The organism is Variovorax sp. W2I14, assembly GCF_050435205.1.
Classification (GTDB): domain Bacteria; phylum Pseudomonadota; class Gammaproteobacteria; order Burkholderiales; family Burkholderiaceae_C; genus Variovorax; species Variovorax paradoxus_C.
On the sequence record NZ_JBNDJX010000001.1, the window covers coordinates 1,662,776 to 1,685,661 of the forward strand.

Below are 22,886 nucleotides of genomic sequence, written 5' to 3' on the forward strand. Positions count from 1 at the left end.
ACGACCCAGTCGAGATTGCGGCATCGCTATGGAGCTACCGTCGGGCCTCTGAAGCACTCGCAGCTGGCGAATCCCTGCTGCGGCTTACTGCCACCTCATCGGCCTAGACCGTCCGCGCATGGTCGCCTCACGTCGCTGTGCGGTGGCGTTCATCACACGCTCGGAAGCATCTAACGCATGTGGGCCATGTCTCGCAGATCGTCGCGCAACGCGGTCCGATCGGCGCCATGCAGCGGCAGGTTAATCAACAGTTCCAGTCGTCGCTTCAGGGAATACAGGATATGCAGCGCATCGTGCCCGGCCTGCTCTGCCTTCTTGTCGGCGGCGACGTCCGGGTAAGCCCACAGCGCCGCATCCGGCTGCCCTGGCCAGTTCGGCTGGAGAGCCTGCACGCCGGCATCGAGCGTGATCACCATATCCACGGCGAGCGAACCGGTCCGCGCAAGCTCGTTCCAACCACGACCGGACGTCTTGATCACAGGGATGCTCGCACTGTGAAGCGCGCCCACCGCCGCCGGGTGGGTCACTCGTTCGATGTGTCCCGGTTGCCCGCATGAAAAGATCGTGAACCGATGCTTCTGATCCAAGTGTGCAAGGCATGCTTCCGCCAGCACGCTGCGCAAGGAATTTCGCCGCGAAACGAAAACAACCCCAATTCGTCGTTGCATGAACCAAATATAGCGCGGTGTCACGCGCAGGTAATCCAAGAAGAGGTCAATCGGCTGGTCCGTCACTTCGTCTCGCCATGACCTCAACACACACCACCAATGTGCTGTTCATCTGCAACAGCAACGCTGCCCGGAGCCTCATGGCTGAGGCACTTCTCAACCAACTGGCTGGCGAGCGGTTCCACGCCTACTCTGCCGGCAGCACTCCGGCACCCGACGGGAAGCCTGACCCACGTACCTTGAAGGCGCTTCAGGATGGAGGTATTTCCACAGAGGGGCTGCGCAGCAAAAGCTGGAGCGAATTCGCCTCGGCATCAGCGCCGTCGATGGACCTGATCGTCACACTTTGCGACGAAGCCGCAGGCGAAACATGCCCCGTCTGGCCTGGCCGCCCTGCGACCGCCCATTGGTCGCATCCCGATCCACGCGCCGCAGATTCGCAAACGAATTCCGATGCCTTCGTTCAGACGATGTATGCGATCCGCCGGCACATCGATCTCCTGATCGCGCTGCCGGACGAACGAATTGAGCACCTCGTCCTCGAATCCGAGGCTGCCCGCATAGGGACGAGCTAGCGCAGATTTTTGTTTCCTTGCCGCGCCGCAGTCGGTTGCAAGCCCTCGAGGGCGCGGATGCTCCTATGGGAGCCCAAAGGCCGAGGCCATTCCGAACTCGCTGGGCAATCGGCAGTCCGTGGACACGCGCTGAATATTTTCGGTGAAGTTTTCGTGACAAATCACAGTTCACCTTGCTCCGCGAACGTCTTAGTGCTGGGTGCGAGCGCGGTACGAGAGTGCCATAGGTGAGCAATAGAAGAGCGGAACGGCGACCACGACGGGCCGCTTTCCACAAGAAAATCAAGAATTTTAGAGAGGGCGGGATGGACCCTTCTTGGCATCGGATGCCGTGGCACGCCGCCGACCCCGTTTGATCCCGCGCGGTGATTGCGTCGGTGCACGTCAGGCCGGTGCGGCCAGTGGCGCCAGCAGGGTGCCGCGGCACCTGATCGAACCGCAGCGGCACAAATAGTCTTGTGGATCGGGGTCCGCATCGACGTTCAGCGCGTAGTCGATGAAAAGCTCTTCGCCGGCGCGTATGTGGCGAATCGCTTCAATGCGTAGAACGAGCTGTCCGCCTTCCCCGTGCTCCTCTTGAGCTTCGCAGTTGGGCTCACAGGCATGATTCAGGTGACGTGTCGCATTGCCTCCTTCGGCGCCATCGATGGTCGTGCCGTCGGAAAGGCCAAAGAGATAGGTCAGCCGGTTGTCCCAATCCTCGCCGTGGGCCTCGTCAGCACTGTAGCGTCGGCCCGTGTAGATCCCGATGAGCGAGCCCGGCGACAAATTGCAAAGTGCGAAGGCGCCTGCGCCGTGCACGTCACTGTGGCGCACTTCAATGTGCGGATGGTTTGAAATGTCGTGTTCGGTCTTGGATTCCGTCCTTTGCATGGGCCGAATCGTCGATGAATGCTCGCCGCGCTTCATCGCAACGTTGACCACTCCAAGGGGCGGCCCAAAGCAGCGGCCCGCAAGAAGCGAGCCAAGAGTGACGTAAACGTCAGTGGTTGAGACGATCAGGACAGGGCCGGCAGTATGCCGGTGGCGAAAAACCGACCATCGCCTGCACGAGGTTCCAGCGAGAAAAGGTGTCCACTGCGGCTTTGGCCTGGGCGCAGAAGTGCTGGCTGCGCGCAGCAGCGTACTTAGCACCGCGGCATGCCCGCGCGAGCGCAGATCGGAACGAAGATGCGCGTGCCGCCGCGCTGCACTAGCAATGCCGCCGCGCCGTCGGTTCCGTCCAGCTCCTGCACCAGCGCCTGCGCGCTGTCGATGTGCTGGCCGTTGAGGGCCAGGATCAGGTCGCCCGGCTGCACGCCCGCGCGCGAGGCCGCCGCGTTCACGCGCTGCACCAGCAGCCCGCCTTCCACGTGCAAGAACTGCCGCTCGGCCGGGGACAACGGTCGCACAGCGAAGCCTAGACGCGACGGTGCCGACGCCACGCCGGGGACGGTTGCGGGGAGACGCGGTGTATCGAATCCGTCCACGCGCATTTCGAGCACCTGCTCGCTGCGCTCGCGCCACACCTTGAGACGAATCGTCTCGCCGGGCACCTGCTCGGCGATGAAACCCAGCGCGTCGGCCGCCTGCACCACGTCGCGCCCCTGCACGGACAGAATCACGTCGCCCGGCCTCAGCCCGCCGGCGCTGGCCGCGCCGCGCGGCTCTACGTAGTTCACCAGCGCGCCAGCCGGCCGCGACAGGCGAAAAGTGTCGGCCAGCGCCTGCCCTACCTCCTGCACCGAAACGCCGATGCGCCCGCGTGTGACGGTGCCAGTGGACAGCAGTTGGTCCTTGATGCGCATGGCCGTGTCGATCGGAATGGCGAACGACAGGCCCTGGTAGCCGCCGCTGCGGCTGTAGATGCGCGAGTTGATGCCGATGACCTCGCCGCGCAGATTGAACAGCGGCCCGCCCGAGTTGCCGGGGTTGATGGGTACGTCGGTCTGCAAGAACTGCATGTACTCCGCACCCGGCAGCAGGCGCCCCTTGGCGCTCACGATGCCGGCCGTGACGGAGTTGCCGAAGCCGTAGGGCGAGCCGATAGCGACCACGCCGTCACCGGCCTCCACGCTCGACGGCTCACCGATGCGCACCGTGGGCAGGCCGACGGCGTCGATCTTGAGTAGCGCCACGTCGGCCACCGCGTCGAGGCCTACCAGGCGCGCGTTGAACTCGCGCCGGTCGGGCAGCTTGACTGTGATCTGCGTGCCGCGCGCTACCACGTGCGCATTGGTCAGGATGAGCCCGTCCGCGCTCACGAGGAAGCCAGTGCCCAGGCTGCTCTCATCGGCCTCGGCGGGCTGCGGCTGGGCGCTGGGCAGCGGAAAGAACCAGCGGTCGCTGAAGCGCCGCGCTGGCGCCGAAGGCCGCTCGACGCCGATGTGGACCACGGCCGGCCCGTAGGCCTTCACAAGCTGCGAGAGGCCGGAGCCTGGCCACGGCATCGCCGCATGAAGCGGTGGGCCGGGCGCCAGGCAAGCGAGAACCACCGCCAAGGCGCTAACGCGCGAGATGTTCATCGCCTCAACCGGACGTGACGAAGCTCAGTGCCAGCTGCAGCACCATTGGCTGGCGCATGTCACGCGGCGGCGGCTCGGCCAGTGTCTCGGCGGTGAGCAGCGTGCGCAGGTCGGTGTCTGCCTGCGCATCGCCGAGCGAGTCGAAGGCCACGCGCTCGATCCTGCCGGTGGGCGTCACCCACACGCGGACCACCACCGGAGCGGGCGGCACGGGCTGGCCTTCCTTGAGCATGCGCGACTGCATGGAGGCGTGCAGGCGGATCACCGTGTCGTCGGCAGGATTGCTGAGCGACGCCTGCAACTGGTTGCCGGCAAGGGTGGCGTAGCTGATCCAGTGCTGCGGCACCTGCAGTTGCTGTGTCTGCGCCGTTGCGGCTACGGGCACTGCGGCGCTGGCGAGGCCCAAGGCCAAGCCCACCCAGCTCAGGGCATGGCGCAGGCGGCCTCGGCCGGGCGATGTTTTGGAAGAAGCGTTCATGGCGGTCTTTTGAAAGAAAGCTCAGCCGCAGAGCACGCCGACCGAAAGGGTCGAAGCGCGCGCAGCCGGCGATTGCATGGAGCTCAGTTGCGGGCTACCGCTCTCCGAGAAAGCGATGTCGTGAGCACGGAGAAACTGACGCACCTGTGACGTCGGCACCGCGCGAACCTGCGTGGCGCCGGCTGCCGACGCCGATGACACAGTGCGGCTGAGCACCATGCCCCCGGCATGCGGCGCGGCCGCCACGCGTTCCACCACCACGCCGAGCAACAAGCCGTCGGTGCCCAGCACCGCGCTGCCGCTGGCGCCGGGCTTCATGCCCGAGAGCAACTGCAGCCCTTCGGCGCCCGGCACGGTCAGCGCGTTACTCAGCAGCGTCGCGCGCCCGCTCGAGCGCTGCAGCACGGCATACGCTTCGGCGAACACGCCGACGCTGTGGCCGGGCGCGGCATCGCCAAACGCGAGCGTCGCGTGCAGGTACGGCTTGAGCGTCGTGCGCAGCACCGCGAGGTCGAGCTCCGGGCTCGCGGCCACCACCGTGGCCTCAGCCACCTGCGCGCCCTTGACGGCGAACAGGGAGCGGCAATCCGACACCGCGTGCCGCGCGGTCAGCACGTCGCCCGCGGCGTTCAGGAAGACGCCGCTGGCGTTGGTGTCGGGCGGGCCCGCAGTCTGGGCATGAGCCGCAGCAAGCGCGAGAACAAGGCACGGCCCCGCCAACACCGGCAGTCGGTGGCGGGAAAGCAAGGCGGCAAAGGACATGGGTGTGTTTGAACAGGCTGCGGATGGCGTCGGCGGTTGCGCGGCCCTTGCGAGGAGACGATTCGCAACACGCCGGACTGCCGTTTGTCACAAAAATTTCACGCAGGGCCGTCCGCGGGGCGCAGCGCGCGCCGCGGGGCGCTCACACCCGCCAGCACCTGCCGGCCGCTATGCCCGGCGCAATAGTCCAACGCTTGGCGCAAGGCGGTGTCCACGCCGCGCAGCGACAGCGCGTAGCGGCTCGCGACCTCCTCGCGGGTCATCTCGTCGATGCGCAGCGCGACCAGCACCGAGCGATGGCGGCGCGGCAGGCGGTCCATGGCACGCTGCACGGCTGCCACCTCGGAGCGGGCCTGCGCGATGCGGTCGGGGCCGGGGGTGTCGTCGGCAAGCTGCTCGATCTCGCTGTCGGCGTTGCACGGGTACTGCCACGACCGGTTGCCGCGCATGCGATCCATGGCGACGTTGCAAGCCACACGGTAAACGTAGGCACTTGGGTTCTGCACCGGCGCCTGCGCCTCCAGTTGGCCCAGCCGCAGCCAGGCATCGTGCAGGCATTCGCTGGCCATGTCGGCGCAGCCGAGATGGCGGGTCAGCCTGCGCCGCAGTCCGTCGTAGTTCGCACAGAGAAAACCCTGCAGCGCGAGGCGGCGCTGCGCCTCGTCCAGCGGTTCGTTGGCCGCGCCGTCGCCAGGCGACGCCGGTTCGCAAAGGACGCTCATCAATGCCATGACGCATCTCCCCCTGCCGGCCTACCGGTCCTGCTGCAGGCGACGAAGCTCGTCGCTGCGCAGATTCACCCATTGCTTCGGGTCGATCTTGCGGCCCATGCCGACCACCTGCACCGGGTTCATCGGGTCGTAGACCGCCTGCGGACCGGATGCCGGCCCCGTGCGACTCTGCGGCGCGTCGCCCCCGCCTTGCGCGGGCTCGTTGCCGAAGCCGAGCACGCGCACCGTGAAGACCGAAGGCAGCGCCTGCCGTGCGGCCGCGCGCTCGCGCTGCAACATGTCCTGCGCGGCCGCGGTCGCCTGCGCCGCCGCCGCACTGGCGTTGGTCAGCGCGCCGATGTTCACGGCCGCGATCACCGGCAGGCCCTTGGTCTCGCCCTTGACCTGGATGTTGTCCGCGTTGAGCACCTGCAGCGCCGCGATGTTCAGGTTGCCCGCCACGCGCAGGCCGGCATCGCCCGCGTTCACCGTGCCCCCCGGCGCCACGAGGTCAACGTCGCCGTCGCCCACGGTGCCGATGCCGCTGCCGCTCATGTCCGACTTCTCGCGCACCACCGTCACGCCGTCCAGATCGGTGGACACCTCGGGCGCCGAGGGCACGCGCAGGGTCTTGGCGCCGCGCCCGGCATCGATGTCGCCGACGGTGGCCCAGATGATCTGGTCACTGCCCTGCTTCGTCACTTCGGGCACGAAGGACAGGATGCGCGACTGGTTCACCGTGACGTCGTGCCTGGCGGCGATGCCGATGTGCCCCGAGGCCAGCGTCACCAGGCCATAGCCGGCCGGCACCGTGGCGCCCAGCGCCGCCACCTGCACGCCGCCACCGGGCGTGAGCACGTCGATGTCACCGCCGGCCATGGTGCGCAGCATCAGCTTGTTGGCCGCCACGTCGCCCTTCCATGCGTCGCCCGGAAACAGCGTCTCGATGGCCGCGTAACCGCGGTTGTAGCCGCCGTTGCGCGGCAGGCCGCCGGTGCCCGGCTCGTTCTGGTCTCGCCCCGCTTCGCGCAGTTCGAGCAGGTAGATCTGCCGCAGGAACTGCTGCTGCGCGAGCTGGGGCAACTGCTGGAACCGCGCCCAGGCATCGAGCGGCTCGAGCTTTTCGCCGGTCATGTCCGACATGTACGACACGAGGCCGCGGCGCACGGTCTTTTCCTGTCCGCCCGCGCGCGTTTCGAGCTGGTCCACCAGGTAGATGGGCAGCACGCTGCCGTCCGCGCCTCTGGCCTTCAGATAGTCGGGCATGGATGCGACCTTCGACGGATCGAGGTAGGCGGCCGTGAATGCCTCGTAGCCCACCGCGTGGTTCAGCCCGGCCATGGCGGTGATGGTGGCGCCGTGCTCCGGCAGGCCCTTGATCTGCGTCTCGGGCCGCGCGCGGTTGTTCGCGTCGTAGCGCTGGTTGCCCAGCGTCTGCACCTGCAGGTTGTCGGCGTACAGGTCGCGGCCGGCAGCCAGCACCAGCGTGCCGGGCCCCTGCATCTCGATGTTGCCGGTCAGGCCCAGGCCGAGTTCGTTGTCGCGGTTGAGTGGCCTCACGCTTTCCATCGCCAGGATGTCGTTGCCCGCTTCCAGCAGCGTGACGTCGGAGCCGCGCAGGTTGCGGCCCGCCATGCGAAGCCCGCGGATGTCGGTGCCCGCGCGCACCCAGGTCTGCTCATTGGCCTTCACGTCGAGCCCGACGATGGAGCCCTGCGATGCATAGATGCGGCTGGGCTCGAAGTCGTTGGCCAGCGGCAGCACCTCGGGGTTGTGCACGCTGCGCAGGTAAGCGTTGTTGACGGGTGAAGAAACAAGCGGATTGATCAGGTTGTCCAGCAGGTCCTCCATGTTCATCTGGTTGAACGGCGAGTTCGAACCGCCCGGCATGAAGGCCGAGGACATCATCGCCGGGGTCGCGTAGGCCATGACGAGCTGCGCATCGAAGCGGATGTCGTTCTTCGCCACCATCCGCACGTCGTTGGTGGTGCCCGGCAGCACGTACAGCGGCCCGTCGATGGCGATGCCGCCATTCAGCGCGGCCGTCGAGAACCGCGCCGGATACCGGTTGCCGCCGAAGCCCACCAGCGTGTCGGTGTCGAAGCTGTTGAGCACCAGGTCGCGGAAGATGAACTCCGCGCGGTTCACGAAGGTGATGTTGCCGCCGGTTGACACCAGCCTGAGCGCGCTGCGGTCGGTGTAGCCGCTCATGTAGGCACCGTAGTTCAGCAACTGGCCGTCGCTGCGCAAGCCTTCGCCGTAGGTCACGAGCAGCGGGTCGATCACCGTCTGCAGACGCAGGTCGCCCGCCGTGCGCAGGCTCAGCGTGGCGTCGCCCAGCGCGAGCACCGGCGCCACCGTGTAGCTCGACTTGGTGAGGCCGCCGTTGTTGTCGTCGCGGGTCAGCACGAACGTGTGACCGACCGCCGTCTCGCCGGCGCGGATATCGCCCGCGCCGCGCGCCACGTAGTACTGGCCGCCGCGGATTGCATCGCCGGCCTGCACCGTCATGGCGCCGCCGTTGCGCATTTCCATGGTCATCGCTTCGCTCGCGGAGCGGCCGCCGCGCATGCGCATGTTCGTGGGCAGGGCGACCAGCAGGTTGCGCAGGTCGCCGCCCGCATCCACGCTGACGTTGCCGCCGCCCAGCGCGCCCACGCCCTGCTGGAAGCGCGCGTAGTCGATCCACCAGCTCGATTGCTCGGGCGCGTGAAGGATGGGGCCGTAGGTGCCGTCCGGGCGCACGCCGTGCTCGCCGTTGGTGTACTCGCCGAAGAAGAATTCGGCGTTGAGGTTGCCCTGCCGGTTGAGCCATTCGGTGAAGTGCTGGCCCGACGGCACGGCCTCGATGCTGCCCTGCGCGCCGATGGCGAGATTGCCGCCTTCCACACCGTAGCTCGCATTCGGATTGGCGGTGGAGAAGTCGCTCCAGGCTGTGGTGTCCTTGCGCCCGGCGGTATAGACCACCGATTCCTTGTGCGCCAGCGTGAGGTCGCGGCCCGCGCGCACCTCGAGGTCGCCGGTGCCGGTGCGCACGAGCTTGCCCGCGCCGTTGTCCGGCGTGGGGTCGCTGTCGGTGGGAACGGCGGTGTTGGCCGTGCCCACGGTGATCGATCCCTTGCCCGCGGCCTGCGCCGCGAGCGGCTTGAGCGCCATCGCGTCGGCCGAGGCCAGCTCACCGCCGGCCACCAGCCGCAGATTCCACGACGGGCCCGCCTGCAGCAGGCCGCTGCGGTCGGCCGCATCGAAGCCGTCGCTCAGATGGCCGTTGATCGCGAGGTTGCCGCCGGCCCGCAAGGCCAGCGTGCCTTCGCGCGCGCCGGAGAAGTCGCTGAACAGATTCCAGTCGCTGTTCAGCGCGAGGTCGCCCGCGCTGCGGATCTCGATGCCCGGCATCACGGCCAGCCCGGTCCCCAGCCGGCCAGCCACCGCGGTCGACGCGGCACGGAAACGCGCAGCGTCCGCGATGGCGTCGGCCTTGACGGAATCGACCGTGGCGCCGTCGTAGTCCTTCACGTCGTAGACGCTCACGCCCTCCAGCACCGCGGAGCGCGCGCCGGTGACGGAGATGTTCAGCGCGGTGACCGCGAGGTCGTCGTGCGCGGCATTCTGTTGCGCGCGCAGGCGCACCTTGCCACCTTCGTTGCCGGCCACGTCGATCAGGCCGCCTTGCAGGTTCAGTTGCCCGCCGGCCGCCTCCAGCGTCACGCGGCCGGTGCCAAGTTCGCCGGTCGCACCGGCGAGCAGCTGCGCGCCGGCCTGCATCGCCACGCCGCCGCCGGCGGTGATGCGGATGACGCCGCCGTAGGCCGAGCGGGCATCCACCGTGCCGGAAATGTCGATGCTGCCGCGGTCGGCCGTCAGGCCGAAGTCCTCGACCGTCGTGAGGCCGCCCAGTACCACGTTGCCCTGTCGGATGCGGAACTGGCGCGAGCGGTTGAAGCCGGCGTCGTTCAGCCGCTGGCTGAAGCCCGCGAAGTCGGGCAGCGCCTCGATGTCGAGGGCGAAGCTGCCGGCCTTGCCGCCGCCATTGCCGTTCGTGCCGGCCTGCGCCGCGATCACCCCGTCGAGCACCACCGTGCCGCCCTGCGATGCGGCCAGGCTCAGCGTGCCGGCATCGCCGCCGTCCGGGTGCGCGGCCAGGTTGAGGCGACTGCCGGCCTCCAGCCGCACGTCGCCGCCGACCGCCGACAGGCCGATGCGGCCCGCGTCCGCGTATTCGGCCACGTCGAAGAACTGCTTGGCCGAGCCGCCCACATCGATCATCGCGCCCTCGCTCACGACCAGGCTGCCGCCAGTGGCCGTCATGTCGATGCTGCCGCCCCGGGCCACCGCCCGGCCGCCAAAGGCGATGCTGCGACCACTGAGGCCCAGGCGCAGACCCAGGCTGTCCTGCAGGTCGAACGGTGCGGTCGCAGCCTCCGGCGACGCGACGACCTGCAATGCGCCGCCCGTGGCAATGCGCTGCACCGCGCCGCCGCGGCCAGTGAGCAGCGGCGTGTTCAGGGTCAGCGCCGCGGCGCCGGTGTCGATGCCGCCCGCGCCCTCGCCGACGATCGCGTTGCGGCCCGCCAGCGTCACCGCGCCGAAGCCCGAGAAAGTCTTCTGGCCCGCGCCCAGCACTAGCGTGGCCGCGTCCAGCGTGAGGCCGCCCGCCCCCGTGCCGGCCGACGCGCCCGTACCGCCGCCGCTGTTGACGAGTGCGATGCTGTCGCCCTTGATCGTCACGTCGCCCGCGCCGCGGCCGACGAATGCGGCGCCGTCGAAGGTCAGCGATTTCAGGCCGGCCGCGCCCAGGTCGAGCGAGCCGTAGAAGTCGAAGTCGGTATAGCTGCGCAGCGTCAGCCGCGTCGAGTGGGCCAGTTGCGCCAGCGCGCCGCTGTCCAGCACCATGCCTTCGGTGCCGCCGCCAAAACCGATGCGGCCGGCCGCCACCGACAGGTCGGTGCCGGCGATCTGCGCCGAGGCCGCCAGTTCCGTCGTGCGCGTCGCATCGATCAGCAGGGCCGCGTCGCCGTTGACGACGGCGCCCGCGCCGATGGAGACCAGCCCCCCGCGCGAGGTGTCCACGCCCTGGCGAATGACCTTGACCGCATCACCGGTGCTCACGCGAACCAGCGCGCCCCAGTCCCTGGCGGCCGTGACGAGCACGTCGTCCACCGCGTCCTTGGCGTCGATCACGCCGTCGTTGTTGTCGTCCGGATTGCCGTCCGGGTCGGCGTAGACCGCCGCCACTCTGGGCTTCATGACCAGGCTGCCGGACCCGCGCCCGCCTGCGCCCTTCGCGCTGACGCGGCTTCCCCCTTCGATAGCCACTTGCTCGCTGGCGGCGAGAATGATTTCGGGGCCGAACAGCTCGGAGCCCTCGTTGTTGCGCACGACGATGTCGGTCGCGGTCACGTCCAGTTCCAGGCCGAGCGCATTACCCTGGCGCTTGCCGCCCACCAGCAAGCTGCTTGCGCCGAAGTTCGACAGGCTCGCCGAATCGATGACCAGGTAGCCGTCGGCCTGCAGGCTGGCACCGTCCTGCCCGCTGCCGACGATGGCGATCTTCTTGCCAGCGATATCGACCAGCCCGCCGCGCCCGCCCGCATCGGGCGCCGAGCGCAGCGTGCCGTCCAGCACGAGCCGGCGGCCCGCGTCGAACACGACCGCGCCGCCGTCGCGCGGCAGGCGCGGCGTGACCACGTTCTGGCCTGTGAGACGGTACTGCGTGAGCTTGAAGGCCTCGGACGAGAAGAAGTCGTTGGCCGTGGCCTCGTTGTATTCGGTGTAGCGGCGCAGCGTGCCGCCGGACATCACGCGCCAGGCCGTGGCCTGCGCATCGTGGTTGCCGCCGTAGGTGTTGCCGCCCTTGCCCTGCATGACCAGACTGCCGTCCGGTGCGCGGATGGCGGGCGCGGGCGCGCCGTCCCATGTCTTGCCCGTCGCCTGCACCGCGAAGGCACCCGGCAGCAGCGCATAGCGCGCGGGCAGCAGGGTGTACCAGCCGGCCGCAAGACCGGGGCCACCGGCGAGCCAGACGCGCTGCCCCGCCTGGGCACCACCCGCGGGCGCCGCGCCGGCCTGCCCGGGCAGGATCGCGTACATGCCCGGCATGTTCAGCACGTCGTGCGAGCCACCCGGCCCCGGCACGAATTCGGAGGCATGCAGGTCGCCGCCGCCCGCGATGTCCACCACCGCGCCCTGCGCCAGCGCCACGTCGGGCGACTTCATGGTGATGCGTTTTTCGGGCGGCGCCGTCAGCGAGCCGCTCGATGGGTTGGTGACGTCGCTCCCCTTGGACGGGTCGTGCCAATGCTCGTTGTTGGACAGCGTGCCGTAGGGCACGGCCAGACCAGCCCCCGACACCGACGTGAGGCTCCCCGCGCCCAGCGACAGGCGCTCGCCCGCGTCCAGTTCGATCTGGCCGAAGGGCGCGCGCAGCACGCCGTTCTGCGCGATCACCGGCGCTTCCAGGCGCAGACTGCCGCCGGCCGACAGGGGCGCGCCGCCGGCATCGCCCAGGCGCTCGATGGTGATCGAGTCACCCGCGCGGATCACGCCGGTCATCGCGGTCGTCGGATACACCTGGCCGGCCTTCAGCAGCAGATGGCCGTCGACGTCCAGGTTGACCTGCAACCGGGTTTCTTCGCTGATCTGCGAAGGCAGCGCACCGCCCATGCGGATTTCGCCGGCTTCGAGCACCGTGCGGCCGAATCCGGTGATGCGAACGGCACCGGCCTGGAACTGGTTCGGATCCTCCGATGCAGAGATGTCGATCAGCGAGCCGGCCAGCGTGAGTTGCCCCACTGCCGCCGCGGGGCCCTGCGCTGCGGCCGATGCCGGCGCCGGCGAGGCGCCGGGCGCGGCCGCGAGCACGATGCGCGGCGCGCGCAGCGATGACGACGAGGCCGCGTGCCCGACGATCGTCCCCTGCAGCGAGATCGAGCGGCCCAACGCGAGGTCTGCGTTATCCAGGCGAATCGCGCCTTGCGAGGCATTGACCAGCGCCAGATCGGCAAAGCCGCCGTCCTTGAACGCCTGCGGGCGCACCGTCAGTGCGAACTGCTGGCCGGGCTTTTGCAGCACGTCGCGCAGCAGGTCGCTCGACAGGAGCGCGTCGCGGAACAGGTCCAGCGCTTGCGGGGACAGGCCGAACTGCGCCGGATCGAGCGGGCCGGCCACACCGGGCGAGCCCAGTTGGTCGGACACCACCAGTTCCTTGACGTCCGCCAGATGCGCGAGCAGCGAGGACGGCAGGATCATCGGGCCGTCGACCTCGTAGCCATAGCTGCGCAGGCCCGGCGCCCAGTCGTAGTCCAGGCCCTGCTTCCAGTCGCTGCACGCGCCGTCCACGAAGAGCCCGAAGCAGTCCGGGTCCTGCAGCGTGCGCTGGAGCTGCTCCAGCGGCGAGCCGTTCGGACCGGACGGCGCATTCATGTTCAGGCGGATGCGGCCGCCGACGCCGCCGGGGCCGCCCGCCTTGCCCAGCATCGTGCTTTCCACCAGGCCCTTGCCGGTGATCTCGATCAGGCCGCCGTTGCTGTCCAACACGATCGGCTGCGCGGGCCTGGGCACCCGGGTGCCCGAGGGGCCGGCATCGGCGACGCCGTCGATCGTGCCGGTGGCGCCGGACACGTCGATGAGCGCATCTTTCTCCAGCCGCAGCTCGCCCGCCTGGATCGACACCGTGCCGCCGTCGCGCACCTCCCCCACGCGGCGGCCGGTGTTGTCGAGGTGGATCAGCGGCACGCCGCGCGCCAGCAGTTCACCGCCGGCTTCGAGGGTGACCTCGCGGCTGCTCAGCGCGATGCGCCCCGCGGGTGCGTCCAGCCGCCCGGCGACCGTCAGCGTGCCCAGTTCGCCGCCGGCGTTCAGCGACAGACTGGCGCCGGTGTCGGTGCGCACCGTGGCGCCCCGCGCGACGCGGATCGGGCCGTTTTCGGCGCCGAGCATCAGCGATGCGGAGTCGCGCGCCGCGCGCTCCTCGGGCCGCAGCACGCCAGCGGGCGCCGCATCGGCCAGGTTGCGGCCACTCGGGAGGTCACGCCAGGCGAAGCCGGTCAGATCGAGGCTCGTGGCCAGTTGCGAAACCGTCACGCCTTCAGGCACCACGATGCCATTGCCTTCGCCGCTCACCGAGACGGAGACTTTTCCGAACCCGCGCTCGCCGAAGAGCGTGGCCGGCAGCAGCAGCGCAGCGGTGGTCTCGTCCACCGGCGAACCGGTCGGCGCGCCGCCGACCTGCACCGCCGAGGCGGTCTGGATCGACAGGCTGCCCGCCGAGCCGGCCGCATGGGCGCGCAGGTTCAGCGCGCCAAGGTCCAGGTCGGGCGTCACGCCGGTCAGCGAGATGGAACCCGCATCGCCCACACGCAGCGTCGGCAGGCCCTTCTTGCCGGGATCGACGCGGCCGCCGCCCGACACATCGAACACGGCATCTTTGTGGGCCGAAATTTTTCCGACATTGACCGTGATCGCGCCCCCATCCATCGCCCAGGCACCGCGCAAGGCGCCGTCGCGCCAGGTGTTGATCCACTGGCCGCTGGCGTCCAACCGACCTTGCTCGCCGACTTCGAGCTTTCCGTTGGCCGACGCAAGCCCGATCTGCCCGCCCGGCGCACGGATCTGCCCGTTGATGCGGATGTCGTTCGTCGAGCCCTCGGTGCCGGCCACCGCGAGCGATGCGCCCGGCGACAGGTTCAGCACGGCGCCGCTGGCGAGTTCGAAGTCGCCGTTGATGGTGTTCAGCACGATGGTGCCCATGCCCGAATCGCTGAGCATGTCGTCCGACAGGAAGGTGAGCTTGCGCGATTTCTGCTCGTCCGGCTTGAGCTGTACGTAGAAGTCTTCGCCCAGCTTGGCTTTCGCATCGAAGTCCTGCGCGAGCCGCTTCGGGTCATGGCTCACGACGATGGTGCCTGGCGACCACGGGCGGCCATCCGGCGTGTTCTCGCCCAACTCCAGCCGCCCGCCCTTGTTGCCGCCCGGGTTCTGCGACTGGCGCTCGCCCACCACCACGCCGCCCAGGATGTCGCCCTCGAGCACCATGGCATCGCCCGCGTGGATCTGCACGCCGCCTGCCTTGCGCCCTTCGGTGTAGCCGGCTTCCTTGTAGTCGGCGCCGATGAGCGGGGTGCGCCAGGCGTTCTTCACGCCCCAGCGTGCGTGCACGTTGTTGAACTCGCCCGCGATGCCGGTGTAGTCGGCGTCGGACATGGCCCGATCCATCGTGTGCACGCGGCCGTCGGCGCCCATGAGCTTGGTCGCCGTGTTCATGCCGTCGGTGTAGCGCACCGAGCCGCCGGACACGTCGAGCGTCGATCCCGCGCGCGTGATCACCGAGCCGCCCGCGCGCAGATCGATGCTGCCCGCATCGGCCGAGAGCTCGCGCAGGTCGGTCTTGCCCACGCCCACCCAGCCGCTCACGTCGGCAAGCGGCGTACCCACCCAGGCGCCGGGAATGTAGGTGACGCCGTCGGGGCCGAGCACCCACTGTACGCCCGCCATCGGCCCGTCCCTGAACACGCCGCCGACGCGCCGGTCGACGATCACCTTCTTGCCGCGCACCCACGAATCGAGCAGGAGCGGCGAGTCGCGCAGCTCGTTGATGCGCAGCTCGGCCTCGATGAAGTTGCGCGACATGTTCACCTGCATGCCCTGCAGGCCGGCCACGCTCAGGAAGGCCTCGCTGTCCAGATAGATGCGGCTCGCGTCGCCCAGGCTGCCGGGCTTGAAATACGGGAACACCGTGAACAGCGGGTTCACCGCCGATTCGATCTTGATGGTTCCCGCCGGCACCAGTACGCCGGCCTTCGACCGGATGTCGATCAACTGCCCGTAGAGGCTCACGCGGCCGGGCTGGTAGCGCGTGGCGAGAGCGGACGCCTCGATCTCGCTGGTGTCCGAGGTGTCGGGCAACACCTGCGCGATGCTGCCTTCGCCCAGCGTCAGCGTGCCGGCCGACCAGTTGATCAGGTCGTTCACGCCGTCCGCGTACATGTGGGTGCCCAGGCCCCAGGCGCGCAGCAGGATCGAGCCGTTGCGGTTGTTCAACGCGGTGGTCGAGCTCAGCACGCCCGACTGGCGAACGTCCTGCGCCTGCAGCGTGATGTTGCCGCGGTCGGCCTGCACGGTGCCGGTGTTGACCACCTCGTAGCCCACCGACTTGGCGCGCGCGGCCATCTCGGGCATGACCACGTCGCGCAGACCGCTGACGAAGCTGGCGTCGGCATAGACCGGAGACAGCTCGAGCGCACCCTGCACCTGCCCGCCGGTGAAGGCCCAGCCGGGCACGGCCGAGGCGGCTACGTCCAGGCCGCGGGGCGCGTTCGGGTCCTGCGCCGAGGGCGTCTTCAGGTAGATGTTCTCGCCGGCCGCGAGGATGACCTGGCCGTCGGGTGCCGATATACGCCCGGCGTTACGAACCTTGGGCGCGAACAGCATGACCTTGCCGCCGCTGTCTGCAGCAAGCTGCGCGCCAGCGTCAACCTTGACCTCGCCGGGCGCCGCGCCGGGATCGAAGCGGTCCACGTTGCCCATGCGGTCGGGCGCGCCGCCGACGCCGGCCTTGAAGCCGTTGTCGCCATAGATCTCGGGCCGCGCGGATGTGAACTCGCCGAACTGCGGAATGGGGAAATCGTTGCCCTGGTTGGACAGCACCTGCGCGTTGTTGATGCCCAGCTTGAACTGCTTGTCCGAGAGCGAAAGGCTCGAGGCCACCAGTGAGCGCGTGTTCACCTGGCTGGAGCCGGTGAAGACGATGCCATTGCGGTTGACGAGATAGACCGAGCCGTCCGCCTTGATCTGCCCCGCGATCTGGCTGGGTCTGCCGCTGGGGTCGTTGATGCGGTTCAGCGCAATCCATGCGTTGGTGCCGTCCGGCTTCGCCCCGCCCTTCTGGTCGAACTGCACCGTGGTGTTCTTGCCCACGTTGAAGCTCTCCCAGTTCAGGATCGCCTTCTCGCCGGTCTGCTCGATGCCCACCACCGTGCGGCCGGCCGCGGCGCTCTGCACCGGCCCCTTGGCGTTGAGCCAGCCCGCGGTGAGGCTGTTCGTGTCCACCTTCAGGCCGCCGTCGGCCAAGCCGTCGGGAATGTCCGAACCGCCATTCAGCGCCGCCTGTCGCGCGGCCTCCTGCGCCGCCTGCTGCGCGGCGATGCCGCGCGCGGCCATGTTGAGGTTGCCGATCGAGCGCTGCAACTGCTCGCCCGCCTTGCGTTGCTCCAGCGGGTTGGTGAGCATCGAAGCCGGCATGCCGTTGGGCAGCCGGCCGGTGGCCGTTGCGGTGCTCTGCGTCACATTTTTGGCCGCGAACCAGGCGCCGCTGAAGGCCTGCTGCGCCTGCGCATTCATGAGCACACCGTTGGCAGCCAGGGTCATGGCGATGGCACGCGCGATCGGCGCCATGCGCAACGGCCGCCCCCGCAACGTCTTCTGCTCCTGCATCCCGTTCTTCGCCGTGGTTGCTGCGCGCTGGGGTCCGCGTGTGCTCATCTGTGGTTCCGCCCGAATGTTGAGTCGATGCACTACGACGAACGGGCGCCCCACCACCCCGCAACTTATTTTTCCGCGCTCTTGCGCGCCGGCACCTGGGCGCGGGCCAGCCCATCAACTCAGGACGATCACCCCGCCCGGCAGCGAACGGGCGTCGAGATCGAAGGCGTGCTGCAGCTGTGCCAACGCCAGGTCCAGCGACGCGATGTAGAAGCTGCCGGTTACCGGTCGGTTGCGCGCTGCGGCGTTCATCAGCATCACGCGGCCGGGCCGGTAGCGGTTGATCTCGTCGAGCACGTCGGTGAGCCGGGTCTGCGTGAACACCAGCTCGCCCTTGCGCCAGGCGGAAAGATGCGCCGTTGCGACCAGGGCCACGCTGCTCAACGCATTGCCGTCGTAGACAGCCTGCTGATGGGCCCGCAGCTCGCGCGTCCCCGCGGGATGCTCCACGCGCACTGCGCCCTCGATACAGGTCACGCAGACCTTTGCTTCTAAGTGGCGAACCTCGAAGCGCCCTGCGTCGGCCACGCTGCGGCCGACGCCGGCGGCGACGCCAAAGGGCCGGCCGCCACCGCCCGGCAGGTCGATGGCCGCTTCGCCCGCGAGCAGGTCGATCCCCGTGGTCTCGTCGCCCGACGTCTGGCGACGGATGCGGGTCTGGGTGTTGAGTGTGATCTGGACGCCGTCCGTCAATCCCACCACGAGCTGCTCGCCCGTGGCAGTGCGGTAGTCGGCGCCCCACTCGGCCGGCGCCGGCCACAGGCCCGCGGGCGGATGGAACACGGCCACGCCGGCCACCGCGGCCGCGCTCATTGCAGCACCAAGGAAAGCCCGGCGCGGCAGAGCCGGCTTGCGCAGGTGGCGCGCATGGAACGCCGCCGCCTCGGGGTTGGAACGAAGCAGCCTGGCGGACGCCGGGCCCATCTCGGCCCATTGCGCCTTCGCCTCGCTGAAGGCCGCGGCATGCGCCGGGTTACCGGCCAGCCAGCGCTTGAAACGCTCGGCATCCTGCGGCTTGACCGCGCCCGAATGGAACAGGCGCAGCCAACCCCAGGCCTGCTGGCTCGGTTCGTCAGCGACCTTGTCGGGGGATGGGATCATGGTGTCATGCGCCCGTTGCACAGTGCGTGGTAGGGACGACGAGGGCGAATCGGTTCTTCACCCCCTACGACGAACAGCCCCCCCGGTATCCCGCAAAATTTATTTGTCATCGCCCATCCTGGCGCTCAAGTAATCGTGCGCATGCTTGAGTTCGTACTCGACCGTACGCAGCGAAACGCCTAGCCGCCTGGCCGCCTCCGGCTGGGTGAGCCCCTCCATGTGCACCAGCACGACCACCTCGCGCCGCCGCGCGGGCATACGGTCCAGCAGCCTGACCACTGCATCGAGCTGAGAACGCGCCTCGGCGCTCCGGGCCGGGCCGGGCGCCGTGTCGGCGAGCTCCATCAGCGCATCGATCTCGTCGAGCGGAATATTGCGGCTCTGGCGGCGCTGGATGTCCAGCGCGATGTTGAAGGCCATGCGCACAAGGTAGCCGCCGGGCCTGCGGATCGGATCCTGCTCGCTCTTGCCCTGTTCGTGCACACGCAGCCATGTGTCGTGCAGCGCGTCCTCAGCCAAGTCCGTATTGCGCAACGCGCGCCCCAACTGGCGCTTGAGAAGGTCGTAGTGCCTGGACAGGTAGTCCATCAAGACGGGGCGTGTGTCTTCGGTCACGGTCAGGATGCTCCGCGGCATCGCGGTCCACCGCGGGAATCCGTAGGCAGGATGAGCAGGGTCAGGGGCTGCGGCAGGTCCGGCGGTGGAACGTGCGCAAGGTGCACGCCTTGAAGGACCTTCAGTAGCGCAGCGTCCCTAGAGGCATCGCCGCTCGGTCCGAGCAGGCGCGGCCGTCGGACCTGGCCCGTACGGTCCACCTCCAGACGCAGAAGAGAACGGTACGTTCCCGGCCGCGTGCGGGCGTCGTCGCATAGTGCCTCCCAGACCTGTGCCTGCACCAAGCTCGGGTAGCCCGACAGGTTGCCGAGGCTGGCGGCGCGCGGGGTCGCCGCCGCAAGGCCGACCGGCTTCAGCGCCAGCGTGACGCCGGAACCCGTGTGGACCTTCTCGGCCACCAGGCCTGTGCCTTCCAGCAGCAGCTCGAGGGCGGCGTCGGGCGCATACAGGCCGTGCACGGCGGACGACGTCAGTTCGAGCAGCATTTCGCTGCGAAAGAGCGCGGGCTGTCGTGTCAACGCGGCATAGCGCTTGAGTGCATCGCCCAACGCGAGCGCGGGGATATCGAACTCCAGCGGCTGATCGGCCGCCTGAGGAGTGCGGTCCGCCGTAGGCTCACCGTCCTGCAGCGGCTGCGCGGGGGCGTCAGCCGACCAAGCCGGACCGGCGAGCTGGAACAGCACCGTGCCGCAGAGCGCCGCCTTGCGGCATGTAACGCCGACGGTACGCAACCGCACGCGGCTCAATCCCGGCGCGCCGCAGCGCCGCGCGCATGGGCATGGCTGTCTCGCTGCAGCGGCCATGGCAAGGGGAAAAATCGAGTCGGCAAGGAGTGCACGCCATTCGGGAAACTTGCATGCTGTCACCGGGGTGTGACGGCCTTGTTGCAACGATAGTGTTCAGTACCGCCATTTGAATAGCCCGCGCACCGCCCTAAGCGGCCGCGTTACGCGCCACGAAAACGATCCGGCCAGCCGCCGCACCATCGATTCGGACTGCGCGAGCCTGTACGCGAGCGCCCCATTCACCACGGCCAGCGCCCGGGCCTGAAGCTCAACGGACACAGCTGCGCCATGAACAGGCGGACGAGACGCATTTTCAAGTTCGTGACGCTGCACGATGGCGTCGCCCAGTCCGCTGAAGATCGCCTTGACACGGCGCGCACCCTCGACGTCCTGCCCCAAATCCAGCAGTTGCCGAATGCTTGTCGCGACCTCCGTGCCGACCTGCAGCACTCCCAGGCCCGACGCGTGCTCGAATTCGAAGTGCGGATAGCGCAAGGAGATCTCGTTCCAATAGCGCCAAACGCCGAAGCCCCGCTCGCGGACCGCCGTGTCGTGGAACAACACGATGGCGCGGTCGGAGAGCTTGGGCAGCCAAGTCTCGAAATCATGCCGGACGGCCTCATAGGTGTGCAGGCCGTCAATGTGCAGCAGGTCGATCGAGCCGTCCGCAAATGACAAGACCGCCTCGTCGAAACCGGTGCGCATCAAATGCGAGAAGCCCGCGAAGTGGCGGGCGTTGAAGCTCGAGAGGTCCTCGTACACGTCCTCGCCATAGGCACCCGAGTGCTCGTCGCCCTGCCAGGTGTCTACCGCATGGCACTTCGTGAGGAGTTGCTCGGCGAGGACCGTCTGGCAGAAGGTGGAATAAGACATCCCTCGGTGCGTTCCTAATTCGACGAACCGTCTCGGCCGAGCCATGGCAGTCAGCCAGGCGGCGAATGGCGCATGTCCGATCCAGGCACTGTCGACAAGGCGCTTGGGGCGAATGAACATCGCCATGTTGGGCTCAATGCCTATGAGTGTCATGATGGTTGGTCGTTTCAGGGGTCTTGTGTAGACGGACGGCGGGCGCCTCGAATGCCGTTTGTCACACAACCTTCATCAAATCGCTTGGCGTGATCAAGCGGCAGTTCGGCCTCGCGAAGGTGAGGCTCAAGGGGCTGGCCAAGAACACGGCGCATGTGATCACGCTGTTTCCGCTGTCGAACCGGTGGATGGCCAGAAGGAAACTGATTGCGATGATGCGGCAGGTGCGCCCGCAGGCAGCGTGAATGGGCCACAGGGGCTCTCAAAGGCATGGGATTCCGGTGAGATGAGCCTGCGAACGCAATGGGCCAAACGCACCTTCGCCGACAAGCCAATCTACGACTTGATCAGACGTTTCCTAGATGTCGCCCGGCGAAAGCCGGAATGATGAAGTCCGGGACGCTTCTTGCAAATCGATCAGTCACGAACACCATGCTCGTTGACAACCCGGGCGTCGGCCAAACAGATCACTTCGGTGACACGCGTTGCGATGGTTACTTTCGGCACTTAGATCAACCCTCCCTTCCTTCCTATAGTCCCCGCGGACCATACGGAGTCTGCTGATCGATTTTCAACAGGAAGGTTTTAATGAGAAAGAATTCTTGGACCATGGGCGGGATTACCGTTGTTGCGGCCGCGGTGTTGGCTGCATGCGGAGGCGGAGGAGGTGGGACATACGGAGGCTTCCCACTCACCCCGCCGGTCGATGGTGGTAGCGGGTCAGCACCGCCGGCGCCGGCCCCAGTTCCACCCCCCGCTCCACCGGCACCTGCTCCCGCTCCAGCGCCGATCTCGGGAAATTGGAGTGCGCCCGAACTGGTAGAGGCCGACGCTCAAGATGTCACCAAGCACCGCATCGCCGTGTCGCCAAATGGAACTGCGGTCGCAGTGTGGATGGAAGATCGCTCCACCGACGCCGGCGAATTGTCGAGCGTGCACGCCCGGGCCTACTCTCCTACAACGGGCTGGGGAGCCCCAGTCGCGTTCAATCTCTCGGGAACCAACAGCGCAGGCAGCCCCGAAGTGGCAATCAATGCCAACGGCGAAGCGATCGTGGTCTGGGTGCAGTTAGGCGCACCAGTCTCCGGCACATCGCGCGGTTTCAACATCGCGTCGGTTCGATACAAGGCAGGTGTCTGGGACAGTGCGCCGACGGACCTGCTGGGCGCCACCGACATACCGGACGCCGGGTTCTCGATGGACCTGACCGCGCACCAGATCACGTTGGACGACGCCGGGAACGCACTTTATGCTTTTACCGTCGCAACGATCTTTGACGCTCCAGATGGCGCGTGGGCCAAGCGCTACCGTAACGGGGTCTGGGAGCCGGCAGCACGCTTTCTTCCGGGCGCCAGTTCAGAAGCACGCGATATCCGTCTAGCCGCGGCGCCCGATGGCACCAAGGCGACCGCCGTATGGAGGCAGTACAACAACTCCACGAACAAGTACCGCGTGCTGGCCAGCGAATATACCGAAGGTTCGGGCTGGAGCACGGGCCATGAAATCGACGCGGACCTAGCGCTGGGATCCTACGAAAACCCGCGCGTCGCTATCGCCGCCAACGGTGACGCTATTGCAGTCTGGGAGGCCAGCACGACAGGCGGAACGCGCACTGATGCCTACGCCAGCCGCTTTGCCGGTGGCGTCTGGAGTCAGCCGACGGTCGTGACGAGCATCTCCATCGGCCGCGCGGATGGCTTTATCGCGGATCTCTGCAGCGATGCTGCCGGCAATGCCATGCTGGTGACGAAGCCGTTCGACCTCGGGCAGATCGCAGCGACGCGCTTCACGGTGGGTACTGGTTGGGCAGCCCCAGAGCGCATCCCTCCGGAGACGCAGAGTTTCATCGTCCCCGAGGCGTCGGTCGCCTGCAACACCAAGGGTGACGCAATGGTGTCTTGGCGAGCGGCGCTCGATGCGGACAACAGTTACGACATCTGGGCTCGGCCCTATGCAGCGGCCAGCGGATGGGGCACACCCACGCAGATCGTGTCGCTACCCGCGAGCCCTGGGCTCACCTTGCGTAGTCCGCTGGTGGGGCTGGATGACAGCTTGAAGGCGCTCACTGTCTGGCGTCAGGACAACCAGCCCGGTGTGAGCCCGCCACAAAGTCTGTGGAGCTCGTCGTTCAAGTAGGCTGCGACCGGCTCGCTTAAGCCAAGGCTCAGCGCGGCCGGTGCGCGT

The 22,886-nt window shown here is 68.1% G+C and carries 13 protein-coding genes and 1 pseudogene; 3 read left to right on the forward strand and 11 right to left on the reverse strand.

The annotated features are described in order from the left end of the window. Positions 1 to 170 precede the first annotated feature (170 nt). Entirely contained in the window at positions 171 to 734 is a 564-nt protein-coding gene (locus QF040_RS07830) for a protein tyrosine phosphatase (RefSeq protein WP_429610567.1), read from the reverse strand. An 11-nt stretch (positions 735 to 745) separates the two neighbouring features. On the opposite strand from QF040_RS07830, the gene QF040_RS07835 reads away from it, so the two are divergent. Continuing rightward, positions 746 to 1,243 carry an arsenate reductase ArsC gene (locus tag QF040_RS07835; RefSeq protein WP_429610568.1) on the forward strand — a complete coding sequence of 166 codons (498 nt, stop codon included), beginning with the start codon at positions 746 to 748 and terminating at the stop codon, positions 1,241 to 1,243. 384 nt (positions 1,244 to 1,627) lie between these two features. Here the strand turns inward: QF040_RS07835 and QF040_RS07840 are convergent, their stop codons facing one another. The 10 genes from QF040_RS07840 to QF040_RS07885 all read right to left on the reverse strand — a co-directional run bounded on the left by QF040_RS07840 (position 1,628) and on the right by QF040_RS07885 (position 20,702). Next, complete coding sequence (locus QF040_RS07840; protein WP_429610569.1) at positions 1,628 to 2,152, reverse strand: SET domain-containing protein; 525 nt, start codon at positions 2,150 to 2,152, stop codon at positions 1,628 to 1,630. A 218-nt stretch (positions 2,153 to 2,370) separates the two neighbouring features. Beyond that, the gene (locus QF040_RS07845) at positions 2,371 to 3,747 is read right to left on the reverse strand and encodes a trypsin-like peptidase domain-containing protein (RefSeq protein WP_429610571.1); all 1,377 of its coding nucleotides are present in this window, start codon (positions 3,745 to 3,747) and stop codon (positions 2,371 to 2,373) included. 4 nt (positions 3,748 to 3,751) lie between these two features. Beyond that, the gene (locus QF040_RS07850) at positions 3,752 to 4,225 is read right to left on the reverse strand and encodes a YbaB/EbfC family DNA-binding protein (RefSeq protein WP_429610572.1); all 474 of its coding nucleotides are present in this window, start codon (positions 4,223 to 4,225) and stop codon (positions 3,752 to 3,754) included. 21 nt (positions 4,226 to 4,246) lie between these two features. Further along, complete coding sequence (locus QF040_RS07855; protein ID WP_429610573.1) at positions 4,247 to 4,972, reverse strand: S1 family peptidase; 726 nt, start codon at positions 4,970 to 4,972, stop codon at positions 4,247 to 4,249. A 113-nt stretch (positions 4,973 to 5,085) separates the two neighbouring features. Then, positions 5,086 to 5,718 (reverse strand): RNA polymerase sigma factor, encoded by a 633-nt coding sequence (locus QF040_RS07860; RefSeq protein WP_429610574.1) that lies wholly within the window; start codon positions 5,716 to 5,718, stop codon positions 5,086 to 5,088. 21 nt (positions 5,719 to 5,739) lie between these two features. After that, positions 5,740 to 17,175, reverse strand: coding sequence for a filamentous haemagglutinin family protein (locus tag QF040_RS07865; RefSeq protein WP_429610575.1), 11,436 nt, complete (start codon positions 17,173 to 17,175; stop codon positions 5,740 to 5,742). A 114-nt stretch (positions 17,176 to 17,289) separates the two neighbouring features. Then, complete coding sequence (locus QF040_RS07870; RefSeq protein WP_429610576.1) at positions 17,290 to 18,276, reverse strand: FecR family protein; 987 nt, start codon at positions 18,274 to 18,276, stop codon at positions 17,290 to 17,292. A 99-nt stretch (positions 18,277 to 18,375) separates the two neighbouring features. Next, positions 18,376 to 18,891: an RNA polymerase sigma factor gene (locus tag QF040_RS07875; protein WP_429610577.1), complete on the reverse strand. Its 516-nt coding sequence runs from the start codon at positions 18,889 to 18,891 to the stop codon at positions 18,376 to 18,378. Between the two features lie 2 nt (positions 18,892 to 18,893). Next, positions 18,894 to 19,628, reverse strand: coding sequence for a hypothetical protein (locus tag QF040_RS07880; RefSeq protein ID WP_429610578.1), 735 nt, complete (start codon positions 19,626 to 19,628; stop codon positions 18,894 to 18,896). A gap of 162 nt (positions 19,629 to 19,790) precedes the next feature. After that, positions 19,791 to 20,702 (reverse strand): class I SAM-dependent methyltransferase, encoded by a 912-nt coding sequence (locus tag QF040_RS07885; RefSeq protein WP_429610579.1) that lies wholly within the window; start codon positions 20,700 to 20,702, stop codon positions 19,791 to 19,793. An 89-nt stretch (positions 20,703 to 20,791) separates the two neighbouring features. Here QF040_RS07885 and QF040_RS07890 point away from each other — a divergent pair. Together QF040_RS07890 and QF040_RS07895 are read left to right on the forward strand one after the other, a co-directional pair. Next, positions 20,792 to 20,947: pseudogene (locus QF040_RS07890) on the forward strand (IS5/IS1182 family transposase); the annotation flags it as partial. Positions 20,948 to 21,596: 649 nt separating this feature from the next. Beyond that, positions 21,597 to 22,838 carry a hypothetical protein gene (locus QF040_RS07895; RefSeq protein ID WP_429610580.1) on the forward strand — a complete coding sequence of 414 codons (1,242 nt, stop codon included), beginning with the start codon at positions 21,597 to 21,599 and terminating at the stop codon, positions 22,836 to 22,838. Positions 22,839 to 22,886: the final 48 nt, after the last annotated feature.

Bases quoted from the DNA above. Each gene is read 5' to 3' on its own strand.
- QF040_RS07860 (WP_429610574.1), bottom strand. From the start codon at position 5,718: ATGGCATTGATGAGCGTCCTTTGCGAACCGGCGTCGCCTGGCGACGGC.
- QF040_RS07850 (WP_429610572.1), bottom strand. From the start codon at position 4,225: ATGAACGCTTCTTCCAAAACATCGCCCGGCCGAGGCCGCCTGCGCCAT.
- QF040_RS07885 (WP_429610579.1), bottom strand. From the start codon at position 20,702: ATGACACTCATAGGCATTGAGCCCAACATGGCGATGTTCATTCGCCCC.
- QF040_RS07870 (WP_429610576.1), bottom strand. From the start codon at position 18,276: ATGATCCCATCCCCCGACAAGGTCGCTGACGAACCGAGCCAGCAGGCC.
- QF040_RS07840 (WP_429610569.1), bottom strand. From the start codon at position 2,152: ATGAAGCGCGGCGAGCATTCATCGACGATTCGGCCCATGCAAAGGACG.
- QF040_RS07845 (WP_429610571.1), bottom strand. From the start codon at position 3,747: ATGAACATCTCGCGCGTTAGCGCCTTGGCGGTGGTTCTCGCTTGCCTG.
- QF040_RS07865 (WP_429610575.1), bottom strand. From the start codon at position 17,175: ATGAGCACACGCGGACCCCAGCGCGCAGCAACCACGGCGAAGAACGGG.
- QF040_RS07895 (WP_429610580.1), top strand. From the start codon at position 21,597: ATGGAAGATCGCTCCACCGACGCCGGCGAATTGTCGAGCGTGCACGCC.
- QF040_RS07835 (WP_429610568.1), top strand. From the start codon at position 746: ATGACCTCAACACACACCACCAATGTGCTGTTCATCTGCAACAGCAAC.